We start from the raw sequence: 15,211 nt of genomic DNA, 5'->3' as shown, positions 1-15,211 counted from the left end.
TCTCCTTATGCCCGGTCTTCGCGCGGACGGCGCGGACGGTCTTCACGATCACCACGGTCCGGGCGCGGGCCACGGTCGCCGAAGCCGCCACGGTCCGGACGGTCGCCATCGCGGCGCGGACGGTCGTCGCGGTCGCGCTTCTGCATCATGGCGGACGGGCCGTCTTCATGCTTCTCGACGGCGATGGTCATGTAGCGAAGAACGTCTTCGTTGATGCGCATCTGACGCTCGACTTCGTGAACGGCCGGTGCCGGAGCATCGATGTCCATCAGAACGTAATGAGCCTTGCGGTTCTTGTTGATGCGGTAGGTCAGGGACTTGAGGCCCCAGTTTTCTACGCGCCCGACTTTTCCGCCGTTAGCTTCCAGTACACCTTTGTACTGTTCGACGAGAGCGTCGACCTGCTGTGCGGAAATATCCTGCCGGGCAAGGAATACATGTTCATAAAGAGCCATGAGGCTTTGCCTTTCTTGCGTTAATCGTCACCCGGAAATCGGCGGCTAAGCCTCAACGACTGTTCAAGTGGCTGCGGACAGCCGGCAAGAAAGTGTTGTTTCGAGACGGTCGAGAGCGGAGACACGGGAGGCTGGACCCCTCTAGGTCCTGACAGGTTTCTTAAGGGAAACCGGCCCTCCGTTCAGCCACCAGCCAGAAGACCGGGTGTTGCGAACAGCGCGCTTATACGCATTTTCGGCGCGGAAGCAAGGGGCGGGGGGAAATTAGCGCGCACCGGCGCCGCCAGTCCAGCCTTCAGGCCGGCCGGCGCAAGCGTGAAAGACGGGGGCGCATTGCCGGGTTGGAGCGGAAACTTTCCGCCGGCGCCGGGCGGCCGACATAGAAACCCTGGACCTGATCGATACGGAATTCCCGCATCAGCGCCAGCTGCTCGCCTGTTTCCACGCCCTCGACGAGAATCTTGTGGCCGCGATTGCGGATCAGGCCGACAATGTCCTGCAGCATGGCCTTGCCCTTGGCGCTGTCGCTGTCGTGGAGAAACGAACGATCGATCTTCACCGTGTCGAAATCGATCAGCCGGAGCCAGGAAAGCCCGGCGAAACCGGTGCCGAAATCATCGAGCCATATCTTGATGCCCAGCACCTTCAGGTCCGCGATACAGCGCAGGATGTCCGAATGCATCTCCATTTCGAGGCCTTCGGTGATTTCGAAGGCCAGCCTGTCGCCGGCCACGCCCGCCTCGCTGAGGATCGCCGCGACGGAGGCTGCGAAGCCCGGCGCTTTCAACTGGATGGGCGAGACATTGACGCTGACGACGCGGGCGTGATCCCCGACGAGGATCTCCTCGCAGACCGTCCGGATTGCCCAGCGCCCGAGTTCCAGGATGGCGCCGGTACGTTCGGCGATCGGAATGAACAGGCCAGGCGTGACCGAGGTTCCATCCAGCATCTTCAGGCGCATCAGGGCTTCGGCCGCCTCGACCTCGCCCGAGACGACGTTCTGGATCGGTTGATAGACGAGCGAAACCAGGTTTTGGCCGATCGCTATCTTCAGGAGAGCCGCGATATTCTCGCTCTCGTCGCTGCTTTGCGGATCGTTGGGGTCGAACAGCCGGGCGCAATCGCGGCCACTCGCCTTTGCCGCGTAGAGCGCGCGATCCGCCTCGTGGATGATCTTTTCGAGCTTCGAACCGGACTGGATGCGCGTGAAGGAGGCGCCGACACTGACGGTGACGATCGACATGCCGTCCCGTCGCTGGCCGTGCGCGAGCGCCATGTCGCGCACTGTGGTGCAGATGGCGTCGGACAGTTCGGCGACCTCGTCGGTGGTATCGAGGCGGGCGAGAACGATGAATTCCTCGCCGCCGTAGCGCCCGATCGACCCATTGTACCGCTCGATCATTGTGCTGAGCGCGTCGGCGACCAGGATGAGGCAACGATCTCCTTCCTGGTGGCCATAGCAATCATTGTATTTCTTGAAGAAATCCACATCGATGAGGATAGCCGCAAAGCTGCGGCCGTAGTTCTGCCAATCGTTCCAGTGATTGCGCAAGGTCTGATCGACGGCCCGGCGATTGTCCAGCCCCGTCAACGGGTCGGTGTTGGACAGCCGCAGGAGCGCCTTTCCGCGTTCGGTGGCTTCCTTTTGCTGGATTCTCGCTTCCAGCGCATTGAGGAAGACCTTGTAACGCTCCCTGTTGAGCTTCCAGTTCACATAGGAAGTGAAGACGAAACACGAAAGATAGAAGGTGCCGAATGCGATCCTGTAGGTGGCGTCGGCTGCGGTGAAGGACTGTAGCGCGACGAAGAAGATCAGCAGAATGACGACGGACGAAATCCAGGAAAGGCGGAACTGGAAGCTGAAGAACAGATTGACGCTCATCATGAAGATGGCGCCGAAGACCATGTAATAGGATATGCTCTTGATATCTGCGGTCATCATGGCGGGGTATAGCCAGCCTATATAGGCGAGCACGACAGCGGCTGCCGCGGTGGCATCGATCCTGTTTGCGCTGAAATTCAGGTGCAACTGGATTTCAAGGGCTGCGAGGGCGATGATGCCGACCGCGAAGCGCGCGGCGATCGTATAGAGCGCCACATCCGGGACAAGCAGAATATCGGTGGCCGAGAACAGAAGGTAGGAGCCGACGGCGATCCACAGGCCCTGTCTGGTGGCGTGCTTGCGCGCGCTCTCGCTTTCGTCCCGATAGAGCGTGCGAAGTTCGGCTGAAGCCGGTCTGGATGGCTCAGCATGGAGATCGATCTCAACTACCTCGGCCAGCGTGTGCTTCATGCACAGATCCATTGCGTTACGTCGCATTCCTGCAGTTTCGGCCCCCGTTCAACGGTTGGCACCGCCCTGAATTCGCCTTCGATATCTGGACGGAACTATACCAGAAACAGGCAGCAATCTTCGGGATAATAGAGAAAACACATTAAGTTTCTCTGAATTTGACGACCGGCGGGGTGTGCCGGATCGTGTCGCCGCATCAAGGTTGTATTAACCATGGCGTGTAAAAATCGGGCGCGCATCTGGCCTTTCGCAGGTTCTTCCGCATACTGTTAACAATCCATTAACGGAAGAGTTTCGAGTGACCCAATTACAGATAGTTCTCGACGGCGAAAGCCTGATTACCCCGCAAGCGATCACCAACGAGCTTTCCTCGTCCAAGACTGGTCTTCATGACGAGCAACTGGCGACGGGCAGGGCGGAGGTCGCCCTGATCCTGAGAATCGCCCTGCAGCGGATCGAAGAGGGCCGGGATCCGGCCCAAACCGTGAAGCAGCTGATCGGCGCGCTTCACGACACCCGCAACAAGGTCGAGCCAAGTGTCTGGCAGGCGCTGATCCAGATCATACAGGGCCATCCGGCTGCAGCGATCTTCCAGCAGGATCCGTTCACGCGCTGGTCTTTCGAAAAGCCGCGCGGCTATTCCGGCGATGCGACCTTGATCGACTTTATCTATGGCCATCCGAGTGTTGCCGATGAAGTGGCGCGATCGACCGCGCTTGGCCGCGGGATCTACGAATATACGCGGAATGCCCCGGGCCCCGTCGCCGTGCGTGAACGCCGCGACATCTTGACCAGATATGTCGATGAAATCGCCGCCGAACGCGGTGGTGAGGCCGAAATCCTGACGGTGGCCGCAGGCCATCTGCGCGAAGCCGATACATCGGTCGCGCTGCGCGACGGTCAGATCAAGCGCTGGGTGGCTCTCGACCAGGATCCGATCAGCATCGGCTCGATCGCGCGTGATTTCAGCGGCACCTGCATCGAGGCGGTCGATGGATCCGTGCGGGGGCTGCTCAGCAAGAAGCACCAGCTCGGAACGTTCGACTTCATCTATGCGGCCGGTCTCTATGACTATCTGGCCGACAAGGTCGCGGTGAAGCTGACCCAGACCTGCATGGACATGCTCAAGCCGAACGGCGTCTTCCTTTTCGCCAATTTCGCGAGCGACATGGCCGATGACGGTTATATGGAGTCCGTCATGAACTGGGCGCTGCTGCTGCGCTCCGAAGCGGATATGTGGAACGTCATCAATTCCAGCGTCGAGCGTAACACGGTCGAGGCGAGCGTCGAGTTCGGCGAAAACCGCAATATCGTCTACGGGATCATCAGGAAGCGTTCGTAAACGCTCGACCCCGCTTTCATCATGGCCTGCCGCATGCGGCAGGCCATGATGTTTTCAGCGATCTCCCGGCCCATGAAAACCGGCCTCGGCATCGCTGGTTCCATCGACTCGGGGACCGATTTACATCGGTGCGGGATAGGCCTTGTGCAGCTCGGCGATTCCCTTGAGCACCTCCGGCGACAGCGTGATGTCGGCGGCGCCGATATTCACCTTCAATTGCTCCATGCTGGTTGCCCCGATGATGATCGAGGTCATGAAGGGTCTCGTCAGGCTGAAGGCCAGCTGCATCTGGGCAAGATCGAGGCCATGCGCCCGGGCAAGTCCGGCATAGGCCTTCACGGCGGGCTCTTGGTTCGCCGTATAGCGGCCGCCGAGATCGCCGTTGATGCTGAGTCTCGACCCTTCAGGGCAGGCGCCGTCGATATATTTTCCGGTCATCAGTCCGGCGGCAAGCGGCGAGAACGCAAGAAGGCCGACATCCTCGTGATGGCTGACTTCCGACAGGTCGAGGTCATGGGTCCGGTAGAGCAGATTATATTCGTTCTGGACCGAGGCGATGCGCGGCAGCCCGTGCTCTTCCGCCAACCCCAGCATTGCCATGACGCCCCAGGCGGTTTCGTTGGAAAGCCCGATTGCGCGCACCTTGCCCTCGCGCACGAAGGCATCGAGCGTTTCGAGCACTGTCAGTAGATGGTCGCGCACGGCCGTCTTGTCCTGCCCCGAGGGATCATAGGTCCAGGTCTGGCGGAAATGGTAGTGGCCGCGCGTCGGCCAGTGCATCTGGTAGAGATCGATATAATCCGTGCGTAGCCGCTTCAGGCTTGCTTCCAATGCCTGGCGCATGCTTTGCGGGCCGGGCGGAGTGCCGTTCCGGATATAGTCGCGACCGGGGCCGGCGACCTTGGTGGCGACGACCGCATCGCCGCGCCTGCCGGTCTTTGCCAGCCAGGTGCCGATATAGGTCTCGGTCAATCCGTATGTCTCCGGACCGGCCGGCGTCACCGGATAGAGTTCCGCCGTGTCGATGAAGTTGATACCGTGGGCGAAGGCATAGTCCATCTGCTGATGGGCTTCCGCCTCCGTGTTCTGTGTGCCCCAGGTCATGCTGCCGAGGCAGATTTCGGAAACTTTGATGCCGGTACGGCCGAGTAACTTGATACGCATGGATGCCTTCGATCTGATTTCGCGGGGAATGTAGTGGCTCTTTTGCGGGGAGCAAGCAAAAAGCACGGAAACATCGCGGAAGGATATGCCGGGCGCTGAAAGCTTGACTCGGACGCCGGGAATGTGAATGGAAAGGGAAAAGTCGAAGCTCGCCCTATATGCGGGCGAAGACATTGTGAAGACATTATATAATGAAACGGCGCGACCATCGCGCAGCAGGGAAGGATCGGCCTCATGGCTATCGCATTCACATTTCCGGGCCAGGGCAGCCAGTCGATCGGCATGGGCAAGGATCTGGCCGATGCCTTCCCGCAGGCGGCACAGGTCTTTGCCGAAGTCGACGACGCGCTCGGCGAAAAACTCTCCGACATCATGTGGAACGGGCCGGAGGAGACGCTGACGTTGACGGCGAACGCCCAGCCGGCGCTGATGGCGGTATCAATCGCGGCCCTGCGGGTGCTTCAGGCCGAAGGTCTCGATCTCAAGTCGAAGGTCGCCTATGTGGCCGGCCATTCGCTTGGCGAATATTCGGCTCTCTGCGCGGCCGGCACCTTTTCGCTCGCCGATACCGCGCGGCTCCTGCGCATTCGCGGCAACGCCATGCAGGCGGCGGTGCCGGTCGGCATGGGGGCCATGGCGGCGATTATCGGCCTGGAGCAGCCAGGTGTCGAGGCAATCTGCCTTGAAGCCTCGGCGCTCGGCGCCTGCCAGATCGCCAACGACAATGGCGGCGGCCAATTGGTGATCTCCGGCGAGAAATCGGCCGTCGAGAAGGCGGCGGCTCTTGCGACGGACAAGGGCGCCAAGCGCGCCATCCTCCTGCCGGTTTCCGCGCCCTTCCATTCGACGCTGATGGCACCGGCGGCGGACGCCATGCGTGCGGCGCTGGAAAATGTCGAAAAGCGCGATCCGGTCGTGCCTTTGATCGCCAATGTGCGCGCCGCACCCGTCAGCGATGCGGGCGAGATCGCCGCCCTTTTGGTCGAGCAGGTGACCGGCCAGGTCCGCTGGCGCGAAACGGTTGAATGGTTTGCCGCAAACGGCGTGACGACGCTTTATGAAATCGGCTCCGGCAAGGTGCTGACCGGCCTTGCGCGGCGCATCGACAAGTCGGTCAACGGCATCGCCGTCAATTCTCCCGCCGATATCGAGGCGGCGCTTCAAACGCTCATCGGCTGAGCCGCAATCTATAAGGATCAAGACCATGTTCGATCTGTCTGGCCGCAAGGCACTCGTCACCGGCGCATCCGGCGGCATCGGCGAGGAAATCGCCCGCATTCTCCATGCCCAGGGCGCCACCGTCGGCCTGCACGGCACCCGCGTCGAAAAACTGGAGGAGCTCGGCAATTCGCTTGGCGAACGGGTCCATCTGTTTCCGGCAAATCTTGCCGATCGCGCGAGCGTCAAGGCGCTGGGCGAAAAGGCCGAGGCCGAGCTTGGCGGCGTCGATATCCTCGTCAACAATGCCGGCATCACCAAGGATGGCCTGTTCGTGCGCATGAGCGACGAGGACTGGGATGCCGTGCTCGAGGTCAATCTCACCGCAGTCTTCCGGCTGACGCGCGAGATCACCCATCCGATGATGCGCCGCCGCCATGGCCGCATCATCAACATCACCTCGATCGTCGGCGTCACCGGCAATCCCGGCCAGGCCAATTATTGCGCCTCCAAGGCCGGCATGATCGGCTTTTCCAAGTCGCTCGCCCAGGAGATCGCCACCCGCAACGTCACCGTCAACTGCGTGGCGCCCGGCTTCATCGAAAGCGCCATGACCGGCAAGCTCAACGACAAGCAGAAGGATGCCATCATGGGTGCCATTCCGATGAAGCGCATGGGGACCGGTGGCGAGGTCGCCTCCGCAGTGGCTTATCTTGCGTCCAACGAGGCAGGTTACGTGACCGGCCAGACCATTCACGTCAATGGCGGCATGGCAATGATCTGAGGCGGCCAAAGGCTTGTCCAGCCGCGTTTTCGCGCCCGTTGCAAAAGCCACGGCGAAATACCGGGAATTGCGTGTTGACCAAGCCGAGGTCCGCCATTTTCAGACTTTGCGGCAGACTTAAACCGTGTTAAGCGGGCCATGACTGTACGCAGTCGATCGGAAGATGAGAGGTCCGTACCGGTTTTTCCGGAGCGTGTTTGCCGCTCTTCCGGTTGAAGGAATAGCCGAGTGGATCGTCTTGATCTTCCAGGCGTTAATAAGGTACCGATGTCAGAACGGCATCGTTGAGAAAACAAAGGTCGAGGAATCCGACATGAGCGACGTAGCAGAACGCGTAAAGAAAATTGTTATTGATCATCTTGGCGTCGATGCCGAAAAGGTTACGGAAGGCGCAAGCTTTATCGATGACCTGGGTGCGGACTCGCTCGACACCGTCGAACTGGTCATGGCATTCGAAGAAGAGTTCGGCGTCGAAATTCCCGACGATGCAGCAGATTCGATCCTGACGGTCGGCGACGCTGTCAAGTTCATCGAGAAGGCGCAGGCCTGATCCAGGTGGCGCAGGACGGGGCGCATCGCGGCCCGTCTGATGTCCCTTGCGGGACCGCGCCCTTCCGGAAAGGGCGCCCGCGTGACCGAGGAAGGCCGACCGGCTTTCGCTGAAAAGTCACGCGATATCAGCATCATGGAATTGGATATACGGGTCCGGTTTATTCGCGCGAGCTCCGGTCCGGTTCAGGAACGAGCAGGCAGGGTGGATCACGGATCATGAGACGTGTCGTTATCACCGGTACCGGCATGGTATCTCCTTTGGGTTGCGGAACCGAGCTCAGCTGGTCGCGGCTCATCGCCGGCGGCAATGCTGCCCGCAAGGTCACCGAATTCGAAGTTGAAGACCTGCCCGCCAAGATCGCCTGCCGCCTGCCGTTCGGCGACGGCACCGGCGGCACGTTCAATCCCGACGACTGGATGGAGCCGAAGGACCAGCGCAAGGTCGATGCCTTCATCATCTATGCGATGGCGGCAGCCGATATGGCGCTTGATGATGCCGACTGGCATCCGAAGTCCGACGAAGACCAGATCGCCACCGGCGTGATGATCGGCTCGGGCATCGGCGGTCTCGAAGGCATCGTCGAGGGCGGCCATATCTTGCGCGACAGGGGGCCGCGCCGGCTTTCGCCTTTCTTCATCCCCGGACGCCTGATCAATCTGGCCTCGGGCCAGGTTTCGATCCGCCACAAGCTGCGCGGTCCCAATCATTCCGTCGTCACCGCCTGCTCGACCGGCGCCCATGCGATCGGCGATGCCGCCCGGTTCATTGCTCTTGGAGACGCCGACGTGATGGTGGCCGGCGGCACCGAGGCGCCGATCTCGCGGATCGCGCTTGCCGGCTTTGCCGCCTGCAAGGCGCTGTCGACGCAGCATAATGACGACCCGACCAAGGCATCGCGCCCCTATGACAAGGACCGCGACGGCTTCGTGATGGGCGAGGGCGCCGGCATCGTCGTTCTCGAGGAACTGGAGCATGCCAAGGCGCGCGGCGCCAAGATTTATGCCGAGGTCGTCGGCTACGGCCTGTCTGGCGATGCCTATCACATCACCGCCCCCGCTGAGGATGGCGACGGCGCCTATCGCTGCATGCAGATGGCGTTGAAGCGCGCCGGCCTGACCGCCGCCGATATCGACTACGTCAACGCCCACGGCACCTCGACCATGGCCGACACGATCGAACTCGGCGCCGTCGAGCGCGCGATGGGCGAGCATGCCGGCAGGATTTCGATGTCCTCGACGAAGTCGGCGATCGGCCACCTGCTCGGTGCCGCCGGCGCCGTGGAGGCGATTTTCTGTGCGCTGGCGATCCGCGACAATATCGCGCCGCCGACGCTCAATCTCGACAATCCCTCGGTCGAAACGAAGATCGACCTGGTGCCGCATGTGGCGCGCAAGCGCGAGATCAATGTCGCCCTGTCGAATTCCTTCGGCTTCGGCGGCACCAATGCCTCACTGGTCCTGCGCCGCTACGCCTGATTTTCGTGGTGGATTGTCTTCGCCAGCGACGCTTTGCCGGCGGTTCCCCTATCTTCGAGCGCGGTTGACGCTATAAATAGCGCCACTATCCTGCTTTTGCCGTATTGCTCGGTTCAAACACGGCAGGGACTATCCGTGCCCGAAGCGGCCGGCAACCGGACCATGCAGGCGCAAGCCCGGGCGGGCAGGTTGCCTTACCAAAGATGAGTGATTCTCTTTCCTGTTTCTCTTCTGGAGTTCGCATCAGGGATCGAGGCGTGCATGATGCGAACTCCAGAATCAGGACCATCGTGAACGACGCAAACGAAAACAGCGCTGTCCCTTTCGGCCGCAACGGAGCCGGCAATACCGGACCGATCATCCCGAAATCCGCAAGCGAAGCCCTGCGGCCGGAAAAAGTGCCGCAGCCGCCGAGGCGATCGCGCAAGGCCAAGAGCCAGGTCGTCATCTTCCTGAATTTCGTGATGACGGTCGTGGTCTGCCTGACGCTCGCGGCAGCCGCCACGGTCTATTATGCGATGACCGCCTATGAGGCGCGGGGCCCGCTGACCGCCAATACCAATTTCATCGTCCGCAACGGCGCCGGTATCCAGGAGATCGCCAGCAGTCTCGAGCGCAACAATATCGTTTCCGACAGCCGGGTGTTCCGGTTCATGTCGGAGGCCTATCTGGACGACAAGGATACACTGAAGGCCGGCGAATATGAGATCAAGGCCGAGGCTTCGATGCAGGAGATCATGCAGCTCCTGAAATCGGGCAAGTCCATCCTCTATTCTGCCTCGCTTCCCGAGGGGCTGACGGTTGCGCAGATCTTCAAGAAGCTTGCCGCCGATCCCGTCCTGGAGGGCGACCTGCCGGCGCAGATGCCGGCTGAGGGCACATTGCGGCCCGACACCTACAAATTTTCCCGCGGCACAAAGCGCCAGGAAATCGTCGCCCAGATGGCCGCCGCCCAGAAGACGCTGGTCGACCAGATCTGGCAGAGACGCGATCCCGACCTGCCGATTACCAGCCCAGAGGAATTCGTCACGCTCGCCTCGATCGTCGAGAAGGAGACGGGGATCGCCGACGAACGGTCGCGCGTTGCCTCGGTCTTTATCAATCGCCTTGAGAAGGGAATGCGGCTGCAATCCGATCCGACGATCATCTACGGAATCTTCGGCGGCGAGGGAAAGCCGTCCGACCGGCCTATCCTGAAGTCGGATCTGGAAAAGGAAACGCCCTACAACACCTATGTGATCAAGGGCCTGCCGCCGACGCCGATCGCCAATCCCGGCCGTGCGGCGCTCGAAGCGGTTGCCAATCCGTCGCGCACCTCGGACCTCTATTTCGTTGCCGACGGCACCGGCGGGCATGTCTTTGCTGAAACGCTCGACGAGCACAACAACAATGTCAGGCGCTGGCGCAAGCTCGAAGCCGAGAAGGCCGCGGCGGCTGCGAAAGCGGCGGAATCGGCGCCCGCCGCGCAATAGCCGGCCCACCAGTTGTGGATGAGGAGGCTCCGGCCCGCTTGACCCTTGCGGTGAAGCGGGCCGGAGCCTTACACATTTCTGGCGATGAACGAAGGAGAAGAGATGCCGTTGCAATCGATGACCGGATTTGCCCGCCGTGAAGGAACCTCGGGGCGCACGCGCTGGGCCTGGGAATTGCGCTCGGTCAACGGCAAGGGTCTCGATGTCAAGCTGCGCCTGCCGGCCGGTACCGAGCATCTGGAGGCGGAGATCCGCAAGACGATCGGCGCCTGCTTTTCCCGCGGCAATCTGCAGGTCAATCTGTCTGCCGCGGCCACCGAAGCCGGCGTCGAGCCGGTGGTCAACCAGCGCGCGCTGGACGCGGTGATGTCGCTGCGCGAACGGCTTTCCGGGCTTATCGATCCCGCGCCGCTGCGCCTCGACACGCTGCTCGCCATACGCGGCATTGTCGATTTCCGCGAGCCGGAGGAACAGGAGGGTGAGCGCGCCGCGCGCGACGCCGATCTTCTCGCCGGCTTGCAGCTTGCATTGGCCGACATGGTGGCCATGCGCGAAGCCGAGGGTGCCGCCCTTGCGCGGGTTCTGCTCGACCAGATCGCAGCGATCGAGACCCTGGCCCGGCAGATCGAGGCGGACCCGTCACGCAGCCTGCAGGCGATCGGCACGCGGCTGGCAGGCCAGGTCGCGCTCTTGATGGATGGCGCGCCGGCACTCGATCGCGATCGTCTCTATGGCGAAGTGGCGCTGATTGCCGCCAAGGCCGATATTCGCGAGGAGATCGACCGCCTGCGCACCCATGTGGCCGCCGCCAGGGATCTCCTGAAGAAAGGCGGTCCGGTCGGGCGCAAGCTCGATTTTCTTTCCCAGGAATTTAACCGGGAATCGAATACGATCTGTTCCAAGTCGAATGCTGCCGCCGTCACCGCCGCCGGCATCGAACTCAAAGTCGTCATCGACCAGTTCCGCGAACAGGTTCAGAATCTGGAGTAGCCATGAGCCCCGCCCACCCGCCTGTTACCCAGACCATACAACGCCGCGGCCTCATGCTGGTGATTTCCTCGCCATCGGGGGCCGGCAAGTCGACCATTGCCCGCAATCTGCTGGAAGCCGATCCGCAGATGAGCATCTCCGTCAGCGTCACCACCCGCAAGCGGCGCCCGAGCGAAATCGAGGGGCGGCACTATTTTTTCAAGTCGATCCGTGATTTCGAAGGCCTGCGGCAGACGGATGCGCTTTTGGAATGGGCGGAGGTGCACGGCAATTTCTACGGCACGCCGCGCGACGCCGTCGAGGCGGCAATGTCGGAAGGTCAGGACATGCTGTTCGACATCGACTGGCAGGGTGCCCAGCAATTGCAGGAAAAGATGGGCGGCGACGTCGTCTCGATCTTCATCCTGCCGCCGTCCATGGCCGAACTGCAGTCGCGGCTTCACCGTCGTGCCGAGGACACCGAAGAGGTGATCGCCACGCGGCTCGCCAATTCCCGCTCCGAGATCGAGCATTGGCTGGAATATGATTACATCGTCGTCAACGAGGATCTCGACAGCGCCTTTGCATCGGTCCAGGCGATCGTAGAGGCCGAACGCCTGCGCCGCGACCGCCGCCCCGGCCTGTTCCAGTTCGTCAACGGACTGCTGACGGAAACACCGTTGCTTTAAAGATTGTTGGCGAGCCGGCAGAACTCTTCCACGGAAAGCGTTTCCGCGCGCCGTTGCGGATCGATGCCCGCCTTGGCGAGCAGCGCCTCGCCGCCAATCGACTTGACGCTCTGGCGCAGCATCTTGCGGCGCTGGCCGAAGGCGGCCATGGTGGTCTTTTCCAGGGCCGCCGCCGAACACGGGATCGGATTTTCCCGTGGCTCCAGATGGACCACGGTCGAGGTGACCTTGGGCGGCGGGGAAAAGGCCTGCGGCGGCACGTCGAAAGCCATGCGCGCCTCGGTCCGCCAGCCGCAGAGCACGCCGAGCCGGCCATAGTGATCGTCGCCAGCCTCCGCAACGATGCGCAGGCCAACCTCGCGCTGGAACATCAGGGTCATCGACTGGTAGAAGGGCGGCCATTGTTTCGGCAGCAGCCAATCGACCAGCAACTGTGTGCCGATATTATAGGGCAGATTGGCGATGATCCTGACCGGGCCTTCGTCGGCAAGCGTCTCGAACGGCGTTTTCAACGCGTCGCCCTCGATGATCTCGAGGCGGCCGGGATAATGTTCGGCGATTTCGGCGAGCGCAGGCAGGCAGCGCGAATCCCGCTCGATGGCGATGACCTTGCGGGCGCCGAGCGACAGGATTGCCCGGGTCAGTCCGCCCGGTCCGGGGCCAACCTCGATCACCGTCACGCCTTCGAGCGGTCCGGCCGTGCGGGCGATCTTCTGTGTGAGGTTGAGGTCGAGCAGAAAATTCTGCCCGAGCGCCTTTTTCGCGTCGAGCCCGTGGCGCGCGATGACGTCGCGCAGCGGCGGCAGTCCGTCGATCGCCGCCATCAGTCGTCTCCCCGCGAAACATTATCGGCAAGCTCTCTCGCCAGCCGCAGCGCCGCCAGCAGGCTGTCGGCGCGGGCGATGCCCTGGCCGGCCAGGCTGAACGCCGTGCCATGGTCGGGCGAGGTGCGGATGAAGGGCAGGCCGAGCGTGACATTGACGCTGTCGTCGAAGCCGAGCGCCTTGGCCGGGATCAGCGCCTGGTCGTGATACATGCAGATGGCGACATCATAGGTGGCGCGGGCACGGTCATGAAACATCGTGTCTGCGGGCAGGGGACCGGTGATAGCCAGGCCCTCGGCCGCCAGCCGCTCCACCACCGGCCGGATGATGGCGTCGTCCTCCAGACCCAGCGCGCCGCTTTCGCCGGCATGCGGATTGAGGCCGGCAATGGCGATCCGCGGCGCGGCAAGCCCGAAACGGGTTTTCAGGTCGCGCGCGGTGATCACGCAGGTCCGGTAGATGAGGTCGGATGTCAGTTGCGCCGGCACGTCCTTCAACGGGATATGGATCGTCACCGGCACCGCCTTCAGCTTCGGGCCCGCCAGCATCATTACCGGCAGCAGCGGCTCGCCGGTGGCGCGTTCGCCGAGATCGGCAAGGAATTCCGTATGGCCGGGGAACTTGAAGCCGGCCTCGTAGAGAACCGATTTGGCGATGGGATTGGTGACGAGCGCGCAAGCCTCCCCCCGCAGGGTCAGGCGCACAGCCGTCTCGATGGCGCCGATGATGGCGCCGGCATTGGCGCTGTCGGGTTGGCCGGGCTTGACCGGCGCGGCGCAGGCGAGCGGAAGGATGGGTAGGGCATCCTGAAAAGCGCTGGCCACTCCGTTGCAGTCGGTTTCGCGGATCGTAATATCGAGGCCAAGCAGCCGAGCGCGCCCGGCAAGTGCCGCCGGATCGCCGATCAGCAGGAAAGGCGGCGTCTGCAGCACCTGCCTGCCGGCCCAGACGGCAAGGGCGAGATCAAGGCCGATGCCGGCCGGATCGCCCATGGTCAGGGCGAGCGGCCTGTCGCGCGTCGGGAACATGATTCGGCTACTTTTCGATGATCTGCGCCTTCTTGCGCAATTCCTCGAGATACTGCTTGCTGTTGTCGCTTTCGCCTTCGGACTTCTTGCCGAGGTCCTCGGCACGGAAGACGATCTCGGCGGCCACGTCGTCGGAGACCTCTCGCTTCTTGCAGATGCCGAGATATTCCACGCCCTTCTCGGTCACCCGGGTGGCGGTGGTCTGGCCGTCGCCGGCCTTCTCGATCAGCGGCTTCCAGTCCGCCGGCAGTTCCTGCGCCATCATCCGGCCGAGATTGCGGATCGAGACGTCGCGCATCGTCGCCGCAAAGACCTTGGCTTGCTCGCATCCCGGATATTTGGAGCGCGAGGCATTGGCTTCCGCCTGGCGCTTGCCGAGAATGGCATTGCGCTTCGAGGCGGGCACCACGAAGATCACCTGCTGGAGGAAATATTCGGTGGTCACCGGCTTGTTGCCGCCGTTTGCCTGCATGCGGCGCACCAGTTCCTCGTTCGACAGGCGTCCGCTGCCACCGCTGCCATAGCGGGCATTGACGACGCGGGGCCAGCTCATGGAAACCGCGACATATTGCTTGAAATGTTCGATGCCGACGCCGGCCTGGTCGAGAACCTGCGAAAGCTGGGCGGTGGACAATTTATTGCCGGCTGCAAAGCGCGCTACGGCCGCATCGACATCCGATGTGCTAACCGAGGCGCCGATCCGCAGGACTTCCGCGCGCTTGAGCACTTCGTCGATCAGTTGCTGGCGGGCTGCGGCCGTGCCGCCGCTCTGTCTCTGCAGGCGCATGAACGCGGCGCGCCTTGCGATGTCGCCGGTGGTGATCGGCGAACCGTTGACGACGGCGGCGACCTTGCTTGCGGCTTGCGCTACGGGCGTTGCGGCAAATGCCAGGCCAACGGCAAGGATCATTGCCTGGAGCGTCTGCGTGATTGAAATTTTCCCGCCCATTTCCCGTCCTTTTCATTTTCCCCCGGACGCAACCGGTCCGCAGGCCATGATCTTCC

At 62.3% G+C, this 15,211-nt stretch carries 14 protein-coding genes; 8 read left to right on the top strand and 6 right to left on the bottom strand.

What is annotated here, in order from left to right:
* Positions 1 to 5 precede the first annotated feature (5 nt).
* Positions 6 to 455, bottom strand: a complete 450-nt coding sequence (rpsF, locus tag ASD31_RS09055) for a 30S ribosomal protein S6 (protein ID WP_056332059.1) — start codon at positions 453 to 455, stop codon at positions 6 to 8.
* A gap of 295 nt (positions 456 to 750) precedes the next feature.
* Positions 751 to 2,748, bottom strand: a complete 1,998-nt coding sequence (locus tag ASD31_RS09050; protein ID WP_056333129.1) for a putative bifunctional diguanylate cyclase/phosphodiesterase — start codon at positions 2,746 to 2,748, stop codon at positions 751 to 753.
* A 298-nt stretch (positions 2,749 to 3,046) separates the two neighbouring features.
* On the opposite strand from ASD31_RS09050, the gene ASD31_RS09045 reads away from it, so the two are divergent.
* The gene (locus ASD31_RS09045; RefSeq protein ID WP_056332057.1) at positions 3,047 to 4,090 is read left to right on the top strand and encodes a class I SAM-dependent methyltransferase; all 1,044 of its coding nucleotides are present in this window, start codon (positions 3,047 to 3,049) and stop codon (positions 4,088 to 4,090) included.
* A 120-nt stretch (positions 4,091 to 4,210) separates the two neighbouring features.
* Here ASD31_RS09045 and ASD31_RS09040 read toward each other — a convergent pair whose 3' ends face one another.
* Positions 4,211 to 5,254, bottom strand: coding sequence for an aldo/keto reductase (locus ASD31_RS09040; protein ID WP_056332055.1), 1,044 nt, complete (start codon positions 5,252 to 5,254; stop codon positions 4,211 to 4,213).
* A gap of 234 nt (positions 5,255 to 5,488) precedes the next feature.
* Between ASD31_RS09040 and fabD the strand changes: the two genes are divergently transcribed.
* The 7 genes from fabD (at position 5,489) to gmk (ending at position 12,354) form a co-directional block, all read left to right on the top strand.
* The gene (fabD, locus tag ASD31_RS09035; protein ID WP_056332053.1) at positions 5,489 to 6,433 is read left to right on the top strand and encodes an ACP S-malonyltransferase; all 945 of its coding nucleotides are present in this window, start codon (positions 5,489 to 5,491) and stop codon (positions 6,431 to 6,433) included.
* A gap of 25 nt (positions 6,434 to 6,458) precedes the next feature.
* The gene (fabG, locus tag ASD31_RS09030; RefSeq protein ID WP_056332051.1) at positions 6,459 to 7,196 is read left to right on the top strand and encodes a 3-oxoacyl-[acyl-carrier-protein] reductase; all 738 of its coding nucleotides are present in this window, start codon (positions 6,459 to 6,461) and stop codon (positions 7,194 to 7,196) included.
* Positions 7,197 to 7,509: 313 nt separating this feature from the next.
* A complete protein-coding gene (locus ASD31_RS09025) occupies positions 7,510 to 7,746 on the top strand; it encodes an acyl carrier protein (protein ID WP_056332049.1) in 237 nt (78 codons plus the stop codon).
* A 218-nt stretch (positions 7,747 to 7,964) separates the two neighbouring features.
* Complete coding sequence (gene fabF, locus ASD31_RS09020) at positions 7,965 to 9,224, top strand: beta-ketoacyl-ACP synthase II (RefSeq protein WP_056332047.1); 1,260 nt, start codon at positions 7,965 to 7,967, stop codon at positions 9,222 to 9,224.
* Positions 9,225 to 9,514: 290 nt separating this feature from the next.
* Positions 9,515 to 10,696 (top strand): endolytic transglycosylase MltG, encoded by a 1,182-nt coding sequence (gene mltG / locus ASD31_RS09015; protein ID WP_056333127.1) that lies wholly within the window; start codon positions 9,515 to 9,517, stop codon positions 10,694 to 10,696.
* 102 nt (positions 10,697 to 10,798) lie between these two features.
* On the top strand, positions 10,799 to 11,686 hold the full coding sequence (locus tag ASD31_RS09010) for a YicC/YloC family endoribonuclease (protein WP_056332045.1): 888 nt from the start codon (positions 10,799 to 10,801) through the stop codon (positions 11,684 to 11,686).
* Between the two features lie 2 nt (positions 11,687 to 11,688).
* The gene (gmk, locus tag ASD31_RS09005; RefSeq protein WP_056332044.1) at positions 11,689 to 12,354 is read left to right on the top strand and encodes a guanylate kinase; all 666 of its coding nucleotides are present in this window, start codon (positions 11,689 to 11,691) and stop codon (positions 12,352 to 12,354) included.
* Here gmk and rsmA read toward each other — a convergent pair.
* Genes rsmA through ASD31_RS08990 form a run of 3 tightly spaced genes read right to left on the bottom strand, consistent with a single transcriptional unit; the run spans position 12,351 to position 15,155 of the window.
* Entirely contained in the window at positions 12,351 to 13,178 is an 828-nt protein-coding gene (gene rsmA / locus ASD31_RS09000; RefSeq protein ID WP_056332042.1) for a 16S rRNA (adenine(1518)-N(6)/adenine(1519)-N(6))-dimethyltransferase RsmA, read from the bottom strand. The two genes, gmk and rsmA, sit on opposite strands and share 4 nt — an antisense overlap.
* Positions 13,178 to 14,206, bottom strand: a complete 1,029-nt coding sequence (gene pdxA / locus ASD31_RS08995) for a 4-hydroxythreonine-4-phosphate dehydrogenase PdxA (RefSeq protein WP_056332040.1) — start codon at positions 14,204 to 14,206, stop codon at positions 13,178 to 13,180. The genes rsmA and pdxA overlap by 1 nt, the downstream gene beginning before the upstream one ends.
* 7 nt (positions 14,207 to 14,213) lie before the next feature.
* Positions 14,214 to 15,155 carry a peptidylprolyl isomerase gene (locus tag ASD31_RS08990; RefSeq protein ID WP_056332037.1) on the bottom strand — a complete coding sequence of 314 codons (942 nt, stop codon included), beginning with the start codon at positions 15,153 to 15,155 and terminating at the stop codon, positions 14,214 to 14,216.
* Positions 15,156 to 15,211: the final 56 nt, after the last annotated feature.

This window comes from Rhizobium sp. Root482, from assembly GCF_001426565.1.
Taxonomy (GTDB): Bacteria; Pseudomonadota; Alphaproteobacteria; order Rhizobiales; family Rhizobiaceae; genus Pararhizobium.
This window is presented reverse-complemented; position numbering and strand designations above follow the sequence as displayed.

Coding starts and splice junctions, on each gene's coding strand:
- rsmA (WP_056332042.1), bottom strand. CDS start 13,178: ATGGCGGCGATCGACGGACTGCCGCCGCTGCGCGACGTCATCGCGCGC.
- rpsF (WP_056332059.1), bottom strand. CDS start 455: ATGGCTCTTTATGAACATGTATTCCTTGCCCGGCAGGATATTTCCGCA.
- fabG (WP_056332051.1), top strand. CDS start 6,459: ATGTTCGATCTGTCTGGCCGCAAGGCACTCGTCACCGGCGCATCCGGC.
- ASD31_RS09010 (WP_056332045.1), top strand. CDS start 10,799: ATGCCGTTGCAATCGATGACCGGATTTGCCCGCCGTGAAGGAACCTCG.
- ASD31_RS09040 (WP_056332055.1), bottom strand. CDS start 5,254: ATGCGTATCAAGTTACTCGGCCGTACCGGCATCAAAGTTTCCGAAATC.
- ASD31_RS08990 (WP_056332037.1), bottom strand. CDS start 15,155: ATGGGCGGGAAAATTTCAATCACGCAGACGCTCCAGGCAATGATCCTT.
- pdxA (WP_056332040.1), bottom strand. CDS start 14,206: ATGTTCCCGACGCGCGACAGGCCGCTCGCCCTGACCATGGGCGATCCG.
- ASD31_RS09025 (WP_056332049.1), top strand. CDS start 7,510: ATGAGCGACGTAGCAGAACGCGTAAAGAAAATTGTTATTGATCATCTT.
- fabD (WP_056332053.1), top strand. CDS start 5,489: ATGGCTATCGCATTCACATTTCCGGGCCAGGGCAGCCAGTCGATCGGC.
- ASD31_RS09050 (WP_056333129.1), bottom strand. CDS start 2,748: ATGAAGCACACGCTGGCCGAGGTAGTTGAGATCGATCTCCATGCTGAG.
- gmk (WP_056332044.1), top strand. CDS start 11,689: ATGAGCCCCGCCCACCCGCCTGTTACCCAGACCATACAACGCCGCGGC.
- fabF (WP_056332047.1), top strand. CDS start 7,965: ATGAGACGTGTCGTTATCACCGGTACCGGCATGGTATCTCCTTTGGGT.